Here is a 21946-nt window from a genome sequence, read left to right as displayed (position 1 = left end):
TCAGACCGCCGCCCGCAGCACCGGCGGCGCGGTGTGCTCGAGGATCCGCTCGAGGACGTCGCCGGCCTTGACGCCCGCGAACTCCGCCTCGCTGTCGAGCACCAGACGGTGCGCGAGCACGGGCTGAGCCAGGTCCTTGACGTCGTCGGGGATCACGTAGTCGCGGCCCTGCGACGCGGCCCACACCTTGGCGCAGCGCACGAGCGCCAGACCGCCACGCACGCTCGCGCCGAGCGCGGTCTGCGGGTCGTCGCGCGTCGCCTCGGTGAGCCGTGCGACGTAGTCGAGCACCGTCGCGTCGACGTGCACCGTGAGCGCGATGTCGGCCATCGTGCCGACGGCCTGCGTGGTGATGCGCGGCTGCAGGTTCGTCGTGCGGTCCTTGGCGCCCGCGAGGATCTCGACCGCCGACGCGCGGTCCGGGTACCCGAGCGACGTCTTGATGAGGAACCGGTCGAGCTGCGCCTCCGGCAGCCGGTACGTGCCCGCCTGCTCGATGGGGTTCTGCGTCGCGATCACCATGAACGGACGGCCCACGGGGTGGGTCACGCCGTCGACCGTGACGTTGCCCTCCTCCATGACCTCGAGGAGCGCCGCCTGCGTCTTCGGCGACGCCCGGTTGATCTCGTCGGCCAGGACCACCGACGCGAAGATCGGCCCGGGGTGGAAGTCGAACCGGTGGGTGCTCTGGTCGTAGATCGTCACGCCCGTGACGTCCGAGGGCAGCAGGTCGGGCGTGAACTGGATCCGGTGCTGCGTGCCCTGCACGGTCGCGGCCAGCGCCTTCGCGAGCGACGTCTTGCCCGTCCCGGGAGCGTCCTCGAGCAGCAGGTGCCCCTCGGCGATCATCGCCGTGAGGGCGAGGCGGACGGTGCGCTCCTTGCCGAGCAGCGCCTGCCCGACGTTCGAGACGAGCGCGTCGAAGGTCTCCGCGAACCACGTGCTCTGCTCGGGGGTCATGACGGGGGTTCTCCTTGGTGCAGGGGGTGTGCGGGCTGGTCAGCTGACGGTGGCGCGGGCCTCGGCGGGAGGTCCGCTGCCGACGGAGTTGCGGGCGGTGACCCGGATGAGCACGTCACCGGCGTCGAGGTCCTCGACCGTGACCGGCGACGGCGTGCCGTTGGTGCGGCCGTCGGCGAGCGAGCGCCCGTCGACGGCCGAGACGACCTGCCAGTCGTACCGGCTGATCGAACGCCCGCCGTCGCTGTCGGGCGCGGTCCACGAGAACGTCACGGTGCCGGCCGGCGACCCCGCGGTGACGCTGATCGTCGGGGCGCCGGGGGCCGTCGGCTGGCCCGGCTGCGCGGACGCCGTGTCCGACCACTCGCTCCAGCCGATCGCGTTGCGCACGCGGAACCGCGCGTCGACCCGCGTGGACGACGTGTACGGCGAGTCGGGCCGCGTCGTCGTGACGGTCCCGTTGACGTCGTACTCGCGGGCCGTGATCGCCGAGCCGCCGTCGGCGCCGTCCGAGAACGCAAGGTTCACCTGGTCCACGCCGGCGCTCGAGGCGGACGCGACAGGCTTCTGCGGCGCGGTCCGGACCGCGATGGTGTTCGACGACGCCGGGTCGCTCGGCAGGTCGCGCGAGCTCACGGCCGTCACGGTGTACGGACCGGCGGTGCCCGCCGCGAGGCCCTCGATGCGCAGCGACCGGGCGGACCCGGGCACCTCGGTGCTGTACCCCGGACCCGTGACGACGTAGCGGGCGATCGTGATGCCCGCACCGCCGGTCTCCGCGGGCGCCTGCCACGTGAGGTCGACGCGCCCCTGGCCCCAGCCGGGCGCGTCGCCCGCGGGGACGGCGAGCGTGACGGCCTGGGGTGCGGTCGGCGCGCTCCAGCTCTCACCGGTCGTCGACCCGTACCCGGACCAGCCCGCCTTGTTCCTGGCGCGGACCGTGACCTGGTACTGGTGACCCCGCTGCGCCGGCGCGATCGCAAACGTCGTGACGTCGGCACCGAGCGCCACGGGCGCGCCGCCGTCGACGGACACCTCGTAACCTTGGATCGCGTCGCCGTTGTTCGCCGGCGGCGTCCACGCGACGTCGATGCGGGCGTCGCCGAACCAGCCGGTCGTGCTGCGGGTCGCGGTCACCGCCGGGGGGTCGGGCACCGCCGCGGGTGCCATGGGCTGCGAGAAGGGGCCCCACGAGCTCGGGTCGGGCGCCTTGTTGTGGGCACGTACCCGGACCGTGTACGCCGTGCCGTTGCGCAGGCCCGTGAACGTCGCGCGCGGCGACGCCACGGTCATCGAGCCCACCCCCGCGACAGGGAGCGGCGAGATCTCGACCGTGTAGCTGGTGACGGGCGACCCGGGCGACGTCGGCTGCGTCCACGTCGCGGTGATCGACTTGTCGCCGAACTCGAGCGTCGGTGCACCCGGCGCGTCCGGTACGGCGTCCGGGCGGGCCGGCGCGGACGGGCTGCTCGGGTCGGACAGGTCGACCGCGTTCTGCGCCGCGACGGTGAACGTGTACTCGACGTCGTTGGTGAGGTTGTCGATCGTGCACGTGGTGCTCGCGCACTGCCGGACGATGCCGCCCGGGCTCGCGACGACCTTGTACCCCGTGATCTCGGCGCCCCGGTTGTCGGGGGCGTCCCACTGGAGCACGACCGTCCGGTCCCGCACCTCGAGGACCCTCGGCGCGTTCGGCTGGGCCGGGCGCCCCCGGACCACGACGGTCATGCGCGCCTCGACCTCGCGGTCGGGGTCGCCCGTGACGTCGCGGACGCGCACCCGCGTGACCATGCGGCCGATGAACCCGACGGCCGGCCGGACGTTCACGGAGCCGCCGGACGTCGTCGCCGTGCCCGCCCCGGGCGTCTCCACGGTCGCGTTGATGACCGAGAGCGGCTCGGGGAACGGGTTCCAGGCGTGCGCGAGCACGTCGAACGTCGTCTCACGGCCTTCGACGCCCGTCTGCTCCTGGGCGTCGACGCGGGCCACCGCACGCGTGCTCGCGATGACGCGCAGCGCGACGGTCGCGTCGAGCGAGCCCGTGCGCCCGTAGCCGATCCGGAGCTTGAGCTCGTCGGTGCGGCCCTTCGGGGTGTGGACGTCCGCAGACACCTTGAGGACGCTCTTGTCGAGGTCGACCACGAAGCCGTCCGGGATCGCGGAGGCGACCTGGTACGTGTACCGGTCGTCGTTCGAGGTCTGGCCCTCGGGGCCGGTCGTGAACGAGCGCAGGTCCACCGAGATCGGCGCCTCGCCGGGAGCGACGTCGATCGTCGACGGCGTGAACGTGGGCGGGTGGTCGTCGACCGCGTACACCTCGATGGGCAGCGTGATGAACGACGAGTTCGCGCTCGTGTCGCCGGGCCCCGCGGCGTCGGTGACCTCGAGCGAGATCGACGCGGGACCCGCGTAGCCGGGCGCGGACGTGAACTGCAGCGTGTGGTCGTCCGCCACCAGGACCGTGCCGTCCGACTTCGTGGCCGTGACCCCGGCCGGGTCCTTGACCGATGCCTGCTTTCCGGGCGCGACCTTGACCTGCTCGTCGAGCGGGATGACGAGCTTCTCACCCGTGGCGACGCGCAGCTCGGGCGCGTTGCGCCGCACCGTCGGGGGGAAGAACCCGAGCGCCGGCACCGTGATGAACGCGTACGACGAGGCCGACGTCGCCTCCGGTGCGGTCGTGTTGGTCAGCAGGTAGGGCAGCGTCTGGGTGTGGTCGACGAGCGTGACGAGCACGTGGCCGTCGGGCGTGACCTGCGCGACGTCGGCGACCGCCTTCGGCACGGACACCTCGAGGTCGCTCAGCGGACCGCTGGGGTTCTGCGCGACGGCCAGCACGTCGACGGAGACGTCGGACCGTCCGATCGTGTCGGTCGCCGGGACCACGACGTCGCGCGCGATCGGTGGCAGCACCGGGGCGTCGTCCGTGACCGTGATCGTGAGGATGGCCGAGTCGCGACCGCCGCGGGCGTTCTGCGCGGTGTACGCGATCTGGATGACGGTCGGCTCGTCCGGCGCGTGCACGATGATCCGCCGGCTGTCGACCTTGGCGTCCGTGCCCTCCGGCATCTCGAGCTCCGACGCGAGCCCGAGCTCGGCACCGCTGGAGTCGACGTCGTTGGCCAGCACCCGGACCTCGATCGTCTGACCGGGCCGCACGGTGACCGCGTCGTCACGCGCGACCACGCTCGCCGCCCCCGTGGGCCGCTTGGCGATGCCGACGCGGATCGTCGCGACGGCGCGCTGACCTGCCCAGTCCTCGACCGCGTACGTGAACGTGTCGGTCCCGGACTCGCCCGGGAGCGACTCGTAGAGCAGGTAGTCGGCGCCGACTGTCGTGACGCGACCGTGCACGGGCGCCTGCGCGACGCCGAGCAGCGTGACCCCGTCGCCGTCGGGGTCGATCCCGACGAGGGGGACGTCGATGCGGACCGTGTCACCGGCGAACACGCGCCCCACGAGGTCGCGCGGCCGCGGCGGGGCCTTCGTCGCCGCGTCCGAGGCGTGCACGCGCACCGTGACCTGGGCGGCGGTCTGGTTGCCCGTCGCGTCCCGGACCGAGAACGTCGCGTGGGCGGTCAACGGGGAGTCCGGCGCCTGGTACCGCAGCACGTCGCCCGAGACGAAGAGCAGGCCCTCACCGGGACCGAGGGGCTCGGCGAGCTGGCGCTCGAGCGTGAGGTGGTCGCCGTCGGGGTCGTACGCCGAGTCCAGCACCGGGATGGTCACGACGCCCCCGGTGCGCACGCTCACCTCGACGTCCTTGACGACCGGGGGCTGCGACGTCGCGGCGGGCGGCACGGGGTGGACGACGATCTCGCCGACGGCCTCGGCGGCGCCGTTCGACACCACGTACCGCAGCGCGACCGGACCGTCGAGCGTGCGCTGGGCGCGGACCTGCACGAGGTGGTGGTCGAGGACGGCGACCTTCAGGCCCGCGGCGTCGCCGCCGTCGACCGAGAGCAGCACGAGCACCTTGCCCGCGGGGTCGCTGTCGTTGTCGAGGGGATCGACCGTCACCTCGCCGCCGGCGGGCAGGAGCGCCAGGTCGCGGACGGCGACGGGCGGCTCGGCCTGCTCGGGCCACTCGCGCACGTCGACGCGTGCCAGGCCCGTGGCCTGCTGGGGCGGCGCCGCGATGACGAACGGCACGTAGTAGGTGCCGGCGCGGGCCGCCTGGAACGTGAAGGTGCCCGCGGTGAGGTCCGCGTCGACCGTCGCGCCCACGACGTCGTCCACGCTCGCGAGCCGCGCGGGCTCGCGACCCGTGCTGCGGACGGCGCCGAGCGGGTTCACGGTGACCGGCTGGTTGACGTACGTCACGGCGTGCACGGGGTCGATCTGAGGCTTGAGCGAGCCGGTGGGACGCACCTGGACGTCGAGGGTGCCGTCGACGGTCTGCGTGCCGTCCGACACCTGCAGCGTCACGCGCGTGGTGCCGAGGTTCGTGCCGTCCGCCTTGAACGTCACGGCGCCGTCCTGGCGGAACTGCACCGAGCCCGCGGACGGGTCGGCCGTCGCGCCGACGAGCAGCAGGTCGTCGCCGTCGGGGTCGACGAAGTCGGCCAGCGCGTCGTGCTCGACCTGACCGCCCTGCTCGACCTCGACCGACCCGGTGCGGATCTGGACGGGAGCGCCCTGCTCTCCGTCACCGCGGACGGTGAGCCGCACGTGCGCGGTCGACGGCGGGCTCTGGCCACGCCCGTCGGTGATCGTGTAGGTGATGTCGACGGTGCCGGTGGCGCCCGACGCGACGACGACCTGCAGTGCGCGGCCGCCGTAGATCGACTCCAGGTGACCGAACTCCGCCGGCACCGGGTCGAACTGGGAGATCGCGAGGATGCCGCAGTCGGACGACGAGTCGTTGTCGATGACCGGCAGGATCGTGGTCCGGCCGGGCCGCACCCCGAAGTCGTCGTCCGCCGCGGTGGGCGGCGCCGACTGGTCGGTGCACTCGGTGACGAGCTCCTGGGTGGTGTCCGGGCTCTCGGACTCCTCGTCCGACTCCTCGGGCTCCTCCTCCGGGACGATGTCCTTCCAGTTGGGCACCCGCAGGTCCGTGTCCTGCAACGGCATCCAGAGGCGGCCACGCAGCGTGTCGTTGAGCACGACCATCTGCCGGTTGACGCGGAACTTCAGGACGTCGGACGACGACATGTCCTGGAGGTTCTCGACGCGCGGGTCCTTGCCGTCGCACAGCTCCGCGTAGGACCCCTGCGACGACGCCCACGCGCCGTGTGCGCACCGCCCCACGCGCACGGGGGCCGCCGGGGCGCCGTCGCCACCGGTCTCGTGCTCGACGACCTCGCCGCCCCCGAGGGGCACCTCGAGCAGCGCCGTCCGGCTCGCGACCAGCACGCTCGACGCCTCGGGGCCGGGCTGCTGCAGCGTGAGGCCCTCGCCGGTGAGCTCGACGGTGCCGTGCAGGGTGCGCAGCGTGCTGCCCGACAGGACGACGGGCTCGTCGCCGACGGCCGTCAGCTGGTCGACGTCCCCCGCGCCGACCGACCCGACCTCCTCGAGCTGCGGTTCGCCGGACGACACCTCGACCCGAGTGACGGCACCGTCCTTCGGCGCGACGCCGAACGCCGCACCGGAACGCGCGACCACGACGGCGCCGCCGTCGCCGAGCGCGAGGTCCGGCCGCTCCTGCGCCACGCTCAGGCCGCCGAAGCGCGCGAAGGGGCGGATCCACGCGTCGCCCGCGTCGTCGACGAGGGCCACGGTGCCGGCCGCCATCGACGGCACCATGCCCGGAGCGGCGACCGGCGTGGTCAGCTCGACGTTCGCCGGGTCCACGACCGAGACCGTGTCCTGCTCGGCGAGCAGCACGTCACCCTCGTCCTGCAGCACGTCGAACGCGGCACCGTCGGTCACGAGACCCGCGTTGAGCTCCTCGACCGGCACGTTGAACCGGCCGACCTTGAGCTGGCTCGTCGCGGTCAGCCAGACCGCGCCGTCGTTGAGGTCGAGGCGCGCGAGCGGGAAGCCCGGGTGCACGAGCGCCAGCACGGCGACGACCACGGGCACCGTCACCACGGCGGCGGTCTTCGTGGTCCGGGACCTCAGCGCCTGCCAGCTCACGGTGCGCACCCCTGGGCCGGGGTCGCCGACGCCTGCCGGTTGGCCCGGACGATCGACACCTCGATGCAGACCTCGCCCGACGCCGCCGGGACCGTCACGGTCGGCACGTCGACGATCTCCAGCGTGGGCTCGCCCGTGGCGCTCAGCACGCCCCACAGGTAGCGGTCGCCGTCCTGCGGCGCCGGGTTCTCCCACGTGAACACCACGGACCCGTCGGCCTGGCGGGTGCCCGCGAGCGAGTGCGGCGACGGGACCGGCGCGTCGGCGCCGTCGTCGTCCTGCGTGCCGTCCGTGAAGTCCTGCGTCGCGCCGGGCGGCGTCGAGGTCCCCGGGTCGTCGTCGGACGCGTTGAGCGCGATCGCGACGGCGGCGCCGGCCACGACGAGCGCGGAGACCGAGCCCACGACGAGGCGCGTGCGGCGAGCGCCGCGGGCACGCCGCGGGTCGCCGGGGTCGACGACGAGGGGCACGGCCTCGGGCGACGGGTTCGCCGTGCGTGTGTCGGTGACGGGGGCGACCGTGACGACCGGGCGCAGGCGGGTCGCGTCGTCGTCCCCCGGCGTCGTCGCGACCACGGGCGGCGCGACGCGCACGACGGGGGCAGGAGGCGGCGGCGTCGGGACGGTCGGCTGGACGGTCACGATCGAGCGCAGCCGCGTGGCGTCGTCACGTTCGGGCGCGTCCGGGGCGGTGATCGTCGCGGGTGGAGCGGTCTCGTCGAGGTCGTCGAGCAGGTCCAGCGGCGTCACCGGCAGGCGCAGGTCGGCCTCGATCTGCTGCAGCGCACGGCCGACGGCCGCGGCCGACGGGTGCCGGCGCGCGGGATGCTTCGACATCGCCCGCTCGAGGAGCGCCTGCAGGTCGTACGGCACGTCGTCGCGCCCCGTGGGCGGCAGCGGGCTGCGCTCGATGCGCGCGACCAGCTGCTGCGCCCCGTTCTGGCCGCCGGGGATCTCGAACGGGGTCCGGCCGGCGAGCAGCGAGTAGATCGTCGCCGCGAGCGAGTAGACGTCCGACCGCTCGTCACCCGTGGGGTGCTCGCCGAGCAGCTCGGGCGGCGACCACGGGATCGACATCCCGACGGTCGCGCCCACGCCTCCGGTCGTCGCCGCGATCCCGAAGTCGGTGAGCGCGGGCCAGCCGAAGTCGGTGGTGAGGACGTTCGCGGGCTTGATGTCGCGGTGCAGGATGCCCGCACGGTGCGCCGTCTCGATGGCCGCGGACAGCCGGATGCCGATGCGCAGCGACTCGGCGACCGAGATCCGCTCCTGGCGGTACCGCTCGGCCAGGCCGGGCCGCGAGCAGTACTCCATGACGAGGTACGGACGCCCGTCGGCCGCGATGTCGGCCTGATGGATCGTGACGATCGAGGGGTGGTGCGAGAGCCGGGCCATGAGGTTGGCCTCGGTCTGGAAACGGCTGCGCACGTCGTCGTCGAGGCTGCCCGCCAGGAGCACCTTGACCGCGACCTCCCGCCGCGGGAGCTCCTGCTCGTACAGGAAGACGTCCGCGAACCCCCCGAGTCCGAGCACGCGCACGTACTCGTACCCCGGGAGGCGGGGCGGCGTCGAGGCTTCGCGGCGTGCGGTCACGAACCCCGCTCCACGGTGAACGTCACGCCGTCGCCGAGGTCGACGACCTCGCCGGCGCCCACGACGCTCGCCTCGCCGGGGTGCAGCCGACGCGCGCCCTCGCCCGGGCGCGAGACGTGCACGCCGTTCGTCGAGTCCAGGTCGGTGACGAGCACGTGGTCACCCTCCGCGCGGACCTCGGCGTGCGTGCGGGAGATGTCCTGCTGCGGGCTGGGCACCGTGACGAGACGCGGCAGCTCGCGGTTCGTCACGCGGGCCACCTGCGGCGCACGACCGAGCAGCACGGCCCGGTCGAGGCTCACGACGAGGCCCGTGGACAGCACGATCCGCGCCGGCTCGACCGCTGCCGGCACGGCGAACGGGCCGGGGACCTCGTCCGACGCCCACGACGGGAGCTGGTCGCGGATCGCCGCGAGGTCGCTCGACAGGATCGTCAGGCCGTCGTGGTCGTCGGCGGAGGCCGCGCCCAGCGTCGGTTCCGCCGTGGGGGCGGCAGCGGTCGGTTCTGCGGCGCGCGGGACGTCGAGGGCGTCCGGGACGTCGATGACCCGGTGGGGTGCGGCGTGCCGCGGACCGGCGAGGAACGACTCCGCCGCCGCGACGACCTCCGCGAGGTCGGCCGCGCCCGGTCCGTCGTCGAGCAGCTCGTCGCCGGCAGCCGGGACGTCGTCGTCCCCGGTGGGGTCGGTCTCGCCGGACCAGCTGCTGACGGGCTCGGGCTCGTCGGCGACGTCGGGCTCCGGGTCCTGCACCGGCTCGGCGGGCTCGTCCGCGCGGAGGTCCTCGACCGGCGACTCCTCCTCGGCGGGCGCGGACGCGTCGACGAGAGCGACGCCCGCGGCTTCCTCGTCCTCGGGCACCGTCGGCCGGTCGGGCCCAGGCACGTCGAGCTCCGGTACGTCGAGCTGAGGCCCGTCGGGCACAGGCGCGTCGAGCACCGGCACGTCGAGCGCAGGCGCGTCGAGCACCGGCACGTCGATCACGGCGGGCGCGACGACCACCGCCGGCGCTGCGGGGACGGCCGGCAGTGCGGCGACGGGCGCGTCGTCCACGACGGGCGGCACCTCGACGTCCTCCAGCGCGACCCACACCTCGGCGGCCCGCACGACACCGTCCGTGACGGGCAGGGCGGAGCCGTCGGCCTCGACGCCGGAGACGCGCAGGCTGACCTCGGCGACGCCGTCGACGGTCCGCTCGCTCCACGTGCTGACCTCGCCCGCGTGCAGCACCTGGTCGGACTCGCCGGTCAGCACGACCTCGACGTCGCCCCGCAGCGCGACGTGCACGCGCCGGCCGGTCACGGCCACGAGCGCGAAGGACGGCAGGCCCGTCAGGCCGTCGCGTGCGAGCACGGCGAGCGCGCCGACGACACCGTCGCCGGCCGCGTCCCACAGCGCGCGGACCGCGTCGTCGTCGACCCCGGGCCCGACGAGCGCGACGAACCCGGGCCGGACGACGGCCGTGCGGTCGCCGGTGGTGTACTCGGGAACGGTCATGGCCGGGTCTCCTCGGGTGGTGTGCTCTCGTCGCGGGGCTCGTCGGGCGGCGTCGCCCGCTCGCCCCTCCGCAGCCGGTCGATGCCTCGGGCAGGGGTCGGGGTCGTCACGGGGAACACAGGTCCTCGGGGACGCGACGGCCGCGGCACGGTCGCGCCGTTGAGCATCTCGTCCCACTGGTGCGCGCCGAGCTCGGCGCCGGCGCGGGGCACGGTGATGTGCACGTCGTCGTGCGCGCCGGCCGACGTCGCGACGTCGACCACGACGACGCTGACGTTGTCGCGCGCGCCGCGGTCGAGCGCGAGGCCCACGAGGGCGGCCGCGGCGTCCTGCGCGTCCTCGTGCCCGGCCAGCGCGACCGCGATGTCGTCGTCCTGCACCTCGCGCGTGAGGCCGTCGGTGCAGATCAGGAGCCGGTCGTCGAGCCCCGCGGGCAGCAGCCAGTAGTCGGGCTCGGGCGCGTCACCCGTGCCGAGCGCGCGCGTGAGCACGTGCCGGTCGGGGTGCTGCGCGGCACCGGCCTCGTCGATCTCCCCGAGGTCGAGGAGCTCCTGCACGACCGAGTGGTCGACGCTCACCTGCTCGAGCGCGCCGTCCGACCAGCGGTACACGCGCGAGTCGCCGACGTTGAACACGAGCCAGTACGCACCGCCGTCGTGCTCGGTGACGGCCACGCCCGCGACGGTCGTGCCGCCCTGACGTCCCCCGGTGAACTCGCCGCGGATCCGCCCGGCCGTGCGCGTGAAGCACGCGTGCACGTCGTCGGCCGTCGCGGCGGGCTGCCCGGCCAGCTGCGCGAACTCCTCGACGGCGATCCGGCTCGCCAAGTCGCCCGCGTCGTGACCACCCATCCCGTCCGCGACGAGGAAGACAGGCGGGTAGGCGAGGAGCGCGTCCTCGTTGACCTCTCGCACGAGCCCGCGATCGGTCGCGGAGCCCCACGACGTGCGCACGCGACCCCCTCATCACTCACCACCGCGGACCCCGCCGTCGGGGCCCCGTGGAAAGCATCGGCGCACATCGTGCCCTACCTGAGCACCCAGGTCACACCCGCGCCCGTTTGGTGGGCACATGTCCGTCACGCGGGAGGTGCGAGCACCGTCGCGCGAGATACCCGAGGTCAGATGCCGAGCTGGAACACCCCCCAGTAGGCGAGCACGACGAGCAGGACCGTCGACCCGGCCGCGACCGCGCCGAACGCCAGCTTGCGGACGACGCCGCCGGCGGCGACGCGCTCGGCGACGTGGAGCTCGTGCACGCGCTGCATGAGGAGCACCGCGGCGACGACCGCCGCGACCCCGAGCACCCGCACGGCGACCCAGCCGCCCCGCACGATCCAGTCGTTCCGCTCGTAGTCGAGCGCGAGCCGCGCGATCGACACGAGGTACCAGGCGAGCCCGACGACAGTCGCGAGCGCACCCGCACCGAGCCCGGTCAGCCGCCACGGGACACCGGCGGCGAACCGGGGGCGCTGCTCGACCGGTCGCCGCCGCCCGGGGCCCACGAGCTCCGCGCCCCGGGCGAGCAGCACGAGCAGCGGGCCGAGGACCAGCAGCGCGACGGACCCGAGCACGGTGCCCACGACGATGTCGCCGTCGCCCAGCCAGCGCGGCTCCGGCACGGGCGCGGCGACGTACGTCTGCTCGGGTGTCGCTCCCGCGACGCGCGGGGCCGCGTTCGCGGTGGCCGGCAGCCCGAGCACCCACCCGGACAGGTCCCGCAGGAACGTCGCGGACACGACACCGTCGACGCGGATGCCGTGGTTCGCCCCCTCGTAGTAGCGGACCGTCACCTCGGTGTCGCCGTTGACCGCCGCGTCGCCGATGAGCTGCTCGGCACCCTGCAGCACCGGCATCGACGCGTCGCCCGTGCCGTAGACCATGAGGACAGGCTGCGTGAGCTGCCGCTGGTACGGCGTGACGTCGAAGTCGGCGTACTCGAACCCGCCGCCGGGCAGCGACATGCCGACGGCGCGCGGGATGGCCCGGAACACCTCCTGCGGCACGCCGGTGTTGCGCAGGTAGGAGTCGACCGCGAACGCGGCCTGCTCACGCGGCGGCACCACGGGCGACGACACGAGCACGACGAAGCCGATGCGCGGGTCGATCGTCGCCATGACCGGGGCGATCCAGCCGCCCTCGCTCTCGGCGTACACGCCGACCCGGTCGGGGTCGACGCCCTCGTGGCGGCGCAGCACGTCGACGGACGCGTCGTAGTCGTGCGCCATCTGCACGTAGTCGCGGTGCCGGGTCGTGTACGTGTCGAGCCGCTTGTTCGGCACCATCGCCACGACACCCGACTCGGCGAGGGCACGCGCCTGCGCGAGGAACGCGATCGTGTACTTGCCCGTGCCGGCGCCGTGCACGAACACGACCCCGGGGGCCGGCCCGTCCAGGCCGACGGGCTCGCTGATCTGCGCCTGGACCGTGGTGCCGTCGTCGAGCCGGACGTCGACGACCGACGTGCGCACGTCGTACTTCTTCAGCGCCGGCGCGTCGCCGATCGCGGTCGACGTCGAGGTCACGGGCAGCGGGTCCTCGAGCGGGACGGGGTCCCACTGCGGACCCATGACGGCGCCCAGCACCGCGAGCGCGACGACGCCGAGCGCGGTGCTCGCGACCAGGCGGTACGGGCCCGACGCGACGTGCGTGGCCCGTGCGAGCCTGCGCCGCACCCGGATGCTCCGCTCGCTGCGCAGCACGTCAGAACCCCAGCCGTCCGAGCTGCTTCGGATCGCGCTGCCAGTCCTTCGCGACCTTCACGTGCAGGTCGAGGTAGACGCGCGCGCCGAGCAGCGCCTCGATGCCGCGGCGGGCCTGGCTGCCGACGTCCCGCAGCCGGGAGCCGCCCTTGCCGATGATGATCGCCTTCTGGCTGTCGCGCTCCACGAACAGGTGCACCCGGACGTCGAGGAACGGGCGCCCGTCGCTCGACGGCTCGTCGCGCGGCACGATCTCGTCGACGACGACGGCCAGCGAGTGCGGCAGCTCGTCGTGCACGCCCTCGAGCGCGGCCTCCCGCACCAGCTCGGCGACCATGACGGCCTCCGGCTCGTCCGTGAGCTCGCCGTCGGGGTAGAGCGCCGGCCCCTCGGCCAGGTGGCCGACGAGCACGTCCTCGAGCACCTTCACCTGGTACCCGGAGGTCGCCGACACCGGCACGATGTCCGCCCACTCGCCCAGCTTCGAGACGGCCAGGAGATGCTCGGCGAGCCGTCCCTTGCCGACGAGGTCCGCCTTCGTGACGATCGCCACCACGGGCGTGCCCCGCCCGTCGCGCGCGAGCTCGGCGAGCTGGTCGGCGATGAACCGGTCGCCCGGGCCGACCTTCTGGTCGGCCGGCAGGCAGAACCCGACGACGTCGACCTCGGTGAGCGTGTCCTTGACGAGGTCGTTGAGCCGCTCGCCCAGCAGCGTGCGCGGGCGGTGCAGGCCGGGCGTGTCGACGAGCACGAGCTGCGCGTCGGGCCGGTGCACGATGCCGCGCACGGTGTGCCGCGTCGTCTGCGGGCGGCCGGACGTGATCGCGACCTTCTGCCCCACGAGGGCGTTCGTCAGCGTCGACTTGCCGGCGTTGGGCCGGCCGACGAAGCAGGCGAATCCTGAGCGGAAGGTCATCGTGCGGCTCCGTGGTTCTCGTTCGTGATGCGTGCCGGGTCGTCCTGCGCGGGCGGGTGCGGCTCGACCAGGTCGACCAGGACGGTCGCGAGCCTGCGGCGGCGCCCTTCCGCGCGGTCGGCGACGAGGTGCAGCCCGTGGATCTCGCCCTCCGACCCCGGCAGGGGAACCTTACCCAGCGCCTTGGCCAGCAGACCGCCGGCGGTGTCGACGTCCTCGTCGTCGACCTCGATCCCGAACAGCTCGCCCAGCTCGTCGCGACCGAACCGCGCGGGCACGCGGTACAGGCCGTCGGCGACCTGCTCGACCACGGGGGCGCTCGGGTCGTGCTCGTCGGTGAGCTCCCCGACGATCTCCTCGAGCGCGTCCTCGATGGTGACGAGCCCTGCGATCCCGCCGTACTCGTCGACCACGAGCGCGAGGTGCGACGCACCGGCCTGCAGCTCGCGCAGCAGGTCGTCGACGGGCTTCGACTCGGGCACGAACACCGCGGGCCGGGCGAGCGAGGAGGCGGGATCGTCGAGCCCGTCGTCGATGCCGCGGGTGAGGCGCTGCACGATGTCCTTGAGGTACAGCACGCCGCGCATGTCGTCGACGGACTCCCCGACCACCGGCACCCGGGAGAAGCCCGACCGCAGCAGCAGCGCGAGGGCCTTGCGCAGCGGCGTGTCCGCCGACGTCGTCACCATGTCGGTGCGCGGCACCATGACCTCGCGCGTGAGCGTGTCGCCGAGCTCGAGGACCGAGCGGAACATCTCGCGCTCCTCGTCCTCGATCGCCTCGGACTCGCTCACGCGCTGCACCATGTCGCGCAGCTCTTCCTCTTCCTCCTCGGCGGACCCGCCGGGGGTGCTCGCGGCCCGGCCCACGCGCCCCGCGACCGCGGTCGCCGCCGTGAGCGGACGGGACAGCAGCGTGAGCGTGCGCACCGGGTGCCGGCGGCCGAGGCTGCGCGGGCTGACCCGGACGAACACGAACGCGACGAGCCCGCAGAGGGCGACGGAGACGATCAGCACGACCCACCACTCCCACGACCCCGCCGCGACGGCGAGCACGATGCAGACGGTGGCCGTCATCTCGAGCAGCAGCCGCACGAACGACGCCGCGGCGGTGACCCGCACGGGGTGCTCGACGAGCGCCCGGACCCGGTTCGCGGCCGGGTGCCGCTCGGCCACGAGCTCGGTGACCGCGGCCCGCGAGACGCGGTTGACCGCGACCTCGCCGGCGGACAGCGCGGCCGCTCCCGCGATGCCGAGCACCGCGAGCAGGACCAGCAGCGCGACGGGCTCGTCGCTCATCGACCGGCCAGGAACGTCAGCAGCAGCCGTCGCTGCAGCGCGAACATCTCCTTCTCCTCGTCCGGCTCGACGTGGTCGTACCCGAGCAGGTGCAGGATGCCGTGGGTGGTGAGCAGCAGGAGCTCCTCGGCGGTCGAGTGCCCCGCCGTGCGGGCCTGCTGCGCGGCGACCTCGGGGCACAGCACGACGTCGCCGAGCAGGCCCGCGGGCGTCGGCTCGCCGTCACGGCCGGGCCGCAGCTCGTCCATCGGGAAGGACAGCACGTCCGTCGGGCCGGGCTCGTCCATCCACTTGACGTGCAGGTCCGTCATGACGTCCGTGCCGACCAGCAGGATCGACAGGTCGGTCTGCGGGTGCACGTGCATCTCGTCGAGCACGTAGCGCGCGAGCGCCGCGAACTCCGCCTCGTCGACGTCGAACCCCGACTCGTTGTTGACCTCGATGCTCACGGTGTCAGCTCCTGTCCCAGCGCGCGTACGCGTCGATGATGTCGCTGACCAGGCGGTGCCGGACCACGTCCGACGACGTCAGGCGGCAGAACTCGACGTCGTCGACACCGCTGAGGATCTGCTCCACGACGCGCAGGCCGGACGTGGTCCCCGACGGGAGGTCCACCTGCGTCACGTCGCCGGTCACGACGACCTTCGACCCGAAGCCCAGGCGCGTGAGGAACATCTTCATCTGCTCGACGGAGGTGTTCTGCGCCTCGTCGAGGATGATGAACGAGTCGTTGAGGGTGCGGCCGCGCATGTAGGCGAGCGGGGCGACCTCGATGGTGCCCGCCTCCATGAGCTTCGGGATCGACTCCGGGTCGACCATGTCGTGCAGCGCGTCGTACAACGGCCGCAGGTACGGGTCGATCTTCTCGGACAGCGAGCCGGGCAGGAACCCGAGCCGCTCCCCTGCCTCGACGGCCGGACGCGTCAGCACGATCCGGTTCACCCGCCGCTCCTGCAGCGCCTGCACGGCCTTCGCCATCGCGAGGTACGTCTTGCCGGTGCCGGCGGGCCCGATGCCGAACGTCACGGTGTGCCGGTCGATCGCGTCGACGTACTCCTTCTGCCCGGCAGTCTTCGGCCGGATCGTGCGGCCGCGCGACGACAGGATGTTGAACGTGAGGACGTCCGCGGGCCGCGTGGTCGACCCGGCGGCGAGCATCGCGACGGACCTGGTCACGACGTCGGGCGTCAGGGGCGTGCCGCCGGCGGCCATCTCGACGAGCTCGTCGACGAGGCGCGCGACGAGCGCGACGTCACCGACGGGTCCGGCGAGCGTGACCTCGTTGCCGCGGACGTGCACGTCGACCGTGGTGAAGCCTTCCTCGATGGCGCGGAGCACCTCGTCGCGCAGCCCGAGCAGCTCGACCATCGAGACGTCGGCGGGAACACTGATCCGGTGCTCGACGCGCGCGGGCGCACCGGTGTGCTGAGGGGCTGGTGTCGGCTGCGTCATGTGCTCGGCGTACGCCGTGCGCTCCTTCGGTCGAGCGGTGTGTGGTCCTGCCGCGTGGTGCCTGGGTCGACGTCGCCGACGCGTCCATGATGGACGGACGTCGCACGTCGACCACACCAGTCTACGAGCCGCCACCCCCGCGGTTCCGAGCGCATTGGAGGACGCCGATGGTCCGGCACCGTCCGACCACCATGACGCTGGTGCTCGCCGCCGCGACGGCGCTCGTGCTGACGAGCTGCGGCAACGGGCCGTCGACGCCCGACGACACCGCGTCCACCTCGCCGATGTCGGCACCGACGACGGCGGCGCCTTCGCCGGCACCGACCCCCACGGGAACCTCCACGGCCCTCGACACGTCCGGCGATGTCGCCCAGTCGGGCACGAGCACGCTCACCGCGCCGGTGTCGGGGTCGACCGTGCCTGGGCCGACCGTCACCGTCTCGGGCACGGCGACGGCGTTCGAGGGCACGTTGTCGTGGGACGTCCACCCGGCCGGGGACCTCACGTCCGCCGTGGTCTACCAGGGCTCGACGACGGCCGGGGCGAACGGCGAGGTCGGCCCGTTCTCGTTCACGGTCGACCTCCCCGCCGGGGCGTGGACGGTGCGTGTGTGGGAGCCCGACATGAAGGACGGCGCGACCGGGCCTGGCCCCTCGTCCCACCTGGTGAGCGCGACGTTCACGGTCGCCTGACCTGCCCCGCACCGGCGCGGGGCGGGCCGTTCGTCCCTGTGCGTCGCCCCGAGGGCAGGACGAGACTGCGGTGTGGAGGCCGTGCAGAGAGGCCCGGCCCCGCAGCGGAGGTGCGCCGTGGCCACGTACGTCTGGGACTTCACGCAGGGCGACAAGGACCGCAAGGACCTGCTCGGCGGCAAGGGAGCCAACCTCGCCGAGATGACCCGGCTCGGGCTGCCCGTCCCGCCGGGCTTCACCATCACGACGGAGGCGTGCCGCTACTTCATGCGCAGCGGCACGGTCCCGCCCGGCCTGGGCGTGGAGGTCACGACCGCGCTGCGCCGCGTCGAGGACATCCTCGGCCGGCGGTTCGGGGACACGACGGACCCCCTGCTCGTGTCCGTCAGGTCGGGAGCCAAGTTCTCGATGCCCGGCATGATGGAGACGGTGCTCGACGTCGGTCTCAACGACGAGACCGTGCACGGGCTCGCGGCGTTCAGCGGTGACGAACGGTTCGCGTGGGACTCCTACCGGCGGCTCGTGCAGATGTTCGGCCGGACGGTGCTCGACATCGACGGCGACCGGTTCTCCGACGCGCTCGACGCCGCCAAGAGCGCACGCGGCGTCGCGTCGGACGTCGACCTGGACGCCGCCGACCTGCGTGCGCTCGTCGGCACGTACAAGGAGATCGTGCGGGACGCCGTCGGCCGCGACTTCCCGCAGGACCCGCGCGAGCAGCTCGACCTCGCGATCGTCGCCGTGCTGCGCTCCTGGAACACCGAGCGGGCCCGTCTGTACCGCCGCAAGGAGCGGATCCCCGACGACCTCGGCACCGCCGTCAACGTCGTGCCCATGGTCTTCGGCAACCTGGGCCCGACGTCGGGCACGGGCGTCGCGTTCACGCGCGACCCGCTGACGGGTCAGCCCGGCGACTACGGCGACTACCTCGCGAACGCGCAGGGCGAGGACGTCGTCGCGGGCATCCGGAACACGTCCAGCCTCGCCGACCTCGGACGCACGGACCCCGCGGCGTACGCCGACCTGCGCCGTGCGATGCGGCAGCTGGAGACGCACTACCGCGACCTGTGCGACATCGAGTTCACGATCGAGCGCGGCCGGCTCTGGATGCTGCAGACGCGGGTCGGCAAGCGGACCGCCGCCGCGGCGTTCCGGATCGCCACCCAGCTCGTGGACGAGCACCTCATCACGCTCGACGAGGCACTCGCACGGGTGTCGGGCGAGCAGCTCACGCAGCTGTTGTTCCCGCAGTTCGACGCCACCGCCGAGCGGACGCTGCTCGCGCGCGGCATGGCGGCCTCACCGGGCGCGGCCGTCGGCGTCGCGGTGTTCGACTCCCGGACGGCGCAGGAGTGGGCGGCCGCCGGCAAGGACGTCGTGCTCGTGCGACGCGAGACGAACCCCGACGACCTGGGCGGCATGATCGCCGCGGTCGCCGTCCTCACGGCCCGGGGCGGCAAGACGTCCCATGCCGCCGTCGTCGCGCGCGGCATGGGCCGCACGTGCGTCGTGGGCGCGGAGGCGCTCGACATCGACGTCGTGACGCGCAGCTTCGGGGTCGACGGCCACGTGGTGCACGAGGGCGACACCGTCGCGGTCGACGGCTCGACCGGCGAGGTGTTCCTCGGCGACGTCGCGGTCGCGCCCTCCCCGGTGAGCCGGTACCTCGACGAAGGCCTGGACGCGGCGCTCGCGGCTGCGCCCGACGACGACACGCGCGACCTGGTCAAGGCCGTGGACCGCCTCCTGCGGCACGCGGACGCGACCCGCCGGCTGCACGTGCACGCGAACGCCGACACGGCGGACGACGCGGCGCGGGCCCGGCGCCTCGGCGCCCAGGGCGTCGGGCTGTGCCGGACCGAGCACATGTTCCTCGGGGAGCGGCGCGTGCTCGTCGAGCGCGTGGTCCTCGCGGAGGACGCCGACGAGCGGCAGCGGGCGCTCGACGCCCTGCTCCCCCTGCAGCGCGAGGATTTCGTCGGCCTGCTCACCGCCATGGACGGGCTCCCGACGACGATCCGGCTGCTCGACCCGCCGCTGCACGAGTTCCTGCCCGACCTCACGGAGCTGTCCGTGCGGGTCGCGCTCGCGGAGGCCCGTGGCGAGCCGTCGCCGCAGGACGAGCGCCTGCTCGCGGCCGTGCGGCGCATGCACGAGGCGAACCCGATGCTCGGCCTGCGCGGCGTGCGTCTCGGGCTCGTGGTCCCCGGGTTGTTCGCGCTGCAGATCCGGGCCGTGTGCGAGGCCGTCGCCCGGCGGCTCGCGGACGGCGGCGACCCGCGCGCCGAGATCATGGTCCCGCTCGTCGGCTCCGTGCAGGAGCTGCGCCTGGTGCGCGACGAGGCGGTCGCCATCATGGCCGAGGTCGGCGCCGCCGAGGGGGTCCGGCTCGACCTGCCCGTCGGCGTCATGATCGAGCTGCCGCGCGCCGCCCTGACCGCGGGCCGGATCGCCGAGCACGCCGCGTTCTTCTCGTTCGGCACGAACGACCTCACGCAGACGACGTGGGGGTTCTCGCGCGACGACGTCGAGGGCGCGTTCTTCGCGCAGTACACCGACAACGGCGTGCTCGTGGTGTCGCCGTTCGAGACGATCGACGAGCACGGCGTCGGCCGGCTCGTGCGGATCGCGGTCGAGGAGGGCCGCGCGACGCGGCCGGACCTGACGATCGGCGTGTGCGGCGAGCACGGGGGCGACCCGGAGTCGATCCGGTTCTTCCACGGCGTCGGCGTCGACTATGTGTCGTGCTCGCCGTTCCGGGTGCCGGTGGCCCGGCTGGAGGCCGGCCGGGCGGCCGTCGCGGAGGCGGGGGTCGAGACGCGCTGAGCCGGTCAGGACCAGCGGCCGAGCCGCTGCGCGAGGATCGCGAGCGCCACCGGACCGGCCGTGGACGTCCGCAGCACGTGCGGTCCGAGCCGCACCGCCTGCGCACCCGCGTCCGTCAGCCTCGCGAGCTCGGCGTCGCCGATCCCGCCCTCGGGACCGACCACCACGAGGCACTCGGTGCCGGCCGCCGAGGGGAGCGCCACGTCGGCGATCGGCGCGGCTGCCTCCTCGTGCATCACGAGCGCGACTCCCCCGGCGCCCACGACCGCGCGCACGCGTTCAGCGAGCGCGCGGGTGTCGAGCGCCGTGCCGACCTCGGGCACCCGCGCGCGGCGCGCCTGCTTCGCGGCCGCCTTCACGGTGCCGAGCCAGCGCGCGCGGCTCTTCGCAGCCCGGTCGCCGCGCCAGACGACGATCGACCTCTCGGCCTGCCAGGGCACGACGGCGTCCGCGCCGACCTCGGTCGCCGCCTCGATCGCCATCTCGTCCCGGTCGCCCTTCGCGAGCGCCTGCACGAGCACGAGCGCCACGTCGGGGGCGGGCTCGACGAGCACGTCCAGGACGTCGAGCACCACGCCGTCGGCGCCCACGGACGCCACCGTGCCGACGAGGCGCACGCCCCGGCCGTCGACCACGTCGACCCGCTCGCCCGGGCTGCGACGCTGCACCACGCCGGCGTGCCGCCCCTCGGCGCCGTCGAGCAGGTACGTGCCGCCCGCGACGACCGCGGCGAACGTGCCGGGTTCCGCGAGGAAGACCGGTGCGCTCACCCTCAGCGTCCGGCGAGCTTGTCGCGCAGCTTCGAGAACACCCCGGAGCTCGCGGTCGCGAGCCGCGACTCGGGTCGCTCCTCGCCCCGCAGCGACGCGAGCTTGCGCAGCAGCTCCGTCTGCTCGTCGTCGAGCGCGGTCGGCACCTGGACGTCGACGTGCACGTGCAGGTCGCCGCGGCCGGACGCGTGCAGGTGGCCGACGCCGAGCCCCTTGAGCGTGACGACCTGGGCGGGCTGCGTGCCGGGACGCAGGTCGACCTCGCGCTCACCGTCGAGGGTGTCCAGCGTGAGGAGCGTGCCGAGCGCGGCGGCCGTCATCGGCACCTCGATCGTGGCGTGCAGGTCGTCGCCGCGGCGCACGAACGTGTCGTGCTTGCGCTCGCGCACCTCGAGGTACACGTCACCCGCCGGGCCGCCCGCCGGGCCGACCTCGCCCTGCGCCGTGAGCTTGATGCGCGTGCCCGTGTCGACACCGGCCGGCACGTCGACGCTGAGCGTCCGGCGCGAGCGGACCCGGCCCTCGCCCGAGCACTCCGGGCACGGCTCGGGGATCACGGTGCCGAACCCGTGGCACGCGGCGCACGGCTGCGTCGTCATGACCTGGCCGAGGAACGAGCGGGCGACCCGCTGCACCGAGCCGCGCCCGTGGCACACCTCGCACGTGAGCGGCGCGGTCCCCGGACGGCAGCACGAGCCGCCGCACGTCGGGCAGAGCACGGCCGTGTCGACGGGCACCTCGCGGTGCGCCCCGAACGTCACCTCCGCGAGGTCCAGGTCGAGGCGGACGAGGGCGTCCTGCCCGCGGCGTGCCCGCGGGATCGGGCCGCGCTGCGCGGTCGCACCGGTCGCGGCGCCGAAGAACGTCTCGAAGATGTCCTGGAAGCCGAAGCCGCCGCCCATGCCGCCGCCGGGCGACGCCGGGTCGGCGCCCATGTCGTAGGCGCGCCGCTTCTCCGGGTTGCCGAGCACGTCGTACGCGCGCGACACGTCCTTGAAGCGGTCCTCCGAGGCGGCGTCCTCGCCCGCGACGTCCGGGTGGTGCTCCCGGGCGAGCTTGCGGTACGCCTTCTTGATCTGCTCGGGCGTGGCGTCGCGCGGGACCCCGAGGATCTCGTAGTAGTCGGTCACGTGAGGCTGTGCTCGCTTCCTGCGCTCAG

14 protein-coding genes are annotated in these 21946 nt (G+C 74.0%); 2 read left to right on the top strand and 12 right to left on the bottom strand.

What is annotated here, in order from left to right:
- The 10 genes from J7523_RS11655 to J7523_RS11610 all read right to left on the bottom strand — a co-directional run bounded on the left by J7523_RS11655 (position 1) and on the right by J7523_RS11610 (position 16499).
- Complete coding sequence (locus J7523_RS11655) at positions 1–960, bottom strand: MoxR family ATPase (RefSeq protein WP_291886506.1); 960 nt, start codon at positions 958–960, stop codon at positions 1–3.
- A gap of 39 nt (positions 961–999) precedes the next feature.
- Entirely contained in the window at positions 1000–7044 is a 6045-nt protein-coding gene (locus tag J7523_RS11650; protein ID WP_291886503.1) for a fibronectin type III domain-containing protein, read from the bottom strand.
- Positions 7041–8636, bottom strand: a complete 1596-nt coding sequence (locus J7523_RS11645) for a serine/threonine-protein kinase (RefSeq protein ID WP_291886500.1) — start codon at positions 8634–8636, stop codon at positions 7041–7043. The genes J7523_RS11650 and J7523_RS11645 overlap by 4 nt, the downstream gene beginning before the upstream one ends.
- Positions 8633–10132, bottom strand: coding sequence for an FHA domain-containing protein (locus J7523_RS11640; RefSeq protein ID WP_291886497.1), 1500 nt, complete (start codon positions 10130–10132; stop codon positions 8633–8635). Before J7523_RS11640 ends, J7523_RS11645 begins: the two co-directional genes overlap by 4 nt.
- On the bottom strand, positions 10129–11085 hold the full coding sequence (locus J7523_RS11635; RefSeq protein WP_291886494.1) for a protein phosphatase 2C domain-containing protein: 957 nt from the start codon (positions 11083–11085) through the stop codon (positions 10129–10131). Before J7523_RS11635 ends, J7523_RS11640 begins: the two co-directional genes overlap by 4 nt.
- A gap of 167 nt (positions 11086–11252) precedes the next feature.
- The gene (locus tag J7523_RS11630; RefSeq protein WP_363266894.1) at positions 11253–12833 is read right to left on the bottom strand and encodes an acyl-CoA thioester hydrolase/BAAT C-terminal domain-containing protein; all 1581 of its coding nucleotides are present in this window, start codon (positions 12831–12833) and stop codon (positions 11253–11255) included.
- Between the two features lies 1 nt (position 12834).
- On the bottom strand, positions 12835–13749 hold the full coding sequence (gene era, locus J7523_RS11625) for a GTPase Era (RefSeq protein WP_291886491.1): 915 nt from the start codon (positions 13747–13749) through the stop codon (positions 12835–12837).
- On the bottom strand, positions 13746–15047 hold the full coding sequence (locus J7523_RS11620; RefSeq protein WP_291886487.1) for a hemolysin family protein: 1302 nt from the start codon (positions 15045–15047) through the stop codon (positions 13746–13748). The genes era and J7523_RS11620 overlap by 4 nt, the downstream gene beginning before the upstream one ends.
- Positions 15044–15496 (bottom strand): rRNA maturation RNase YbeY, encoded by a 453-nt coding sequence (gene ybeY, locus J7523_RS11615; protein ID WP_291886484.1) that lies wholly within the window; start codon positions 15494–15496, stop codon positions 15044–15046. The genes J7523_RS11620 and ybeY overlap by 4 nt, the downstream gene beginning before the upstream one ends.
- Before the next feature lie 4 nt (positions 15497–15500).
- Complete coding sequence (locus J7523_RS11610; protein WP_291886481.1) at positions 15501–16499, bottom strand: PhoH family protein; 999 nt, start codon at positions 16497–16499, stop codon at positions 15501–15503.
- 167 nt (positions 16500–16666) lie between these two features.
- Between J7523_RS11610 and J7523_RS11605 the strand changes: the two genes are divergently transcribed.
- Both J7523_RS11605 and ppdK read left to right on the top strand, forming a co-directional pair.
- Positions 16667–17191, top strand: a complete 525-nt coding sequence (locus J7523_RS11605; protein WP_291886478.1) for a Gmad2 immunoglobulin-like domain-containing protein — start codon at positions 16667–16669, stop codon at positions 17189–17191.
- Between the two features lie 117 nt (positions 17192–17308).
- Positions 17309–20017, top strand: a complete 2709-nt coding sequence (gene ppdK / locus J7523_RS11600; RefSeq protein WP_291886475.1) for a pyruvate, phosphate dikinase — start codon at positions 17309–17311, stop codon at positions 20015–20017.
- Positions 20018–20022: 5 nt separating this feature from the next.
- On the opposite strand, the gene J7523_RS11595 is transcribed toward ppdK, so the two are convergent.
- The gene (locus J7523_RS11595) at positions 20023–20787 is read right to left on the bottom strand and encodes a 16S rRNA (uracil(1498)-N(3))-methyltransferase (RefSeq protein WP_291886473.1); all 765 of its coding nucleotides are present in this window, start codon (positions 20785–20787) and stop codon (positions 20023–20025) included.
- Between the two features lie 2 nt (positions 20788–20789).
- On the bottom strand, positions 20790–21917 hold the full coding sequence (gene dnaJ, locus J7523_RS11590) for a molecular chaperone DnaJ (protein ID WP_291886470.1): 1128 nt from the start codon (positions 21915–21917) through the stop codon (positions 20790–20792).
- Positions 21918–21946 lie beyond the last annotated feature (29 nt).

Origin of the sequence: Cellulomonas sp. (assembly GCF_017744555.1) — a bacterium.
Taxonomy (GTDB): domain Bacteria; phylum Actinomycetota; class Actinomycetes; order Actinomycetales; family Cellulomonadaceae; genus Cellulomonas.
Note: the sequence above shows the minus strand (reverse complement) of the source record. Positions and strands in the feature narration are given on the sequence as shown.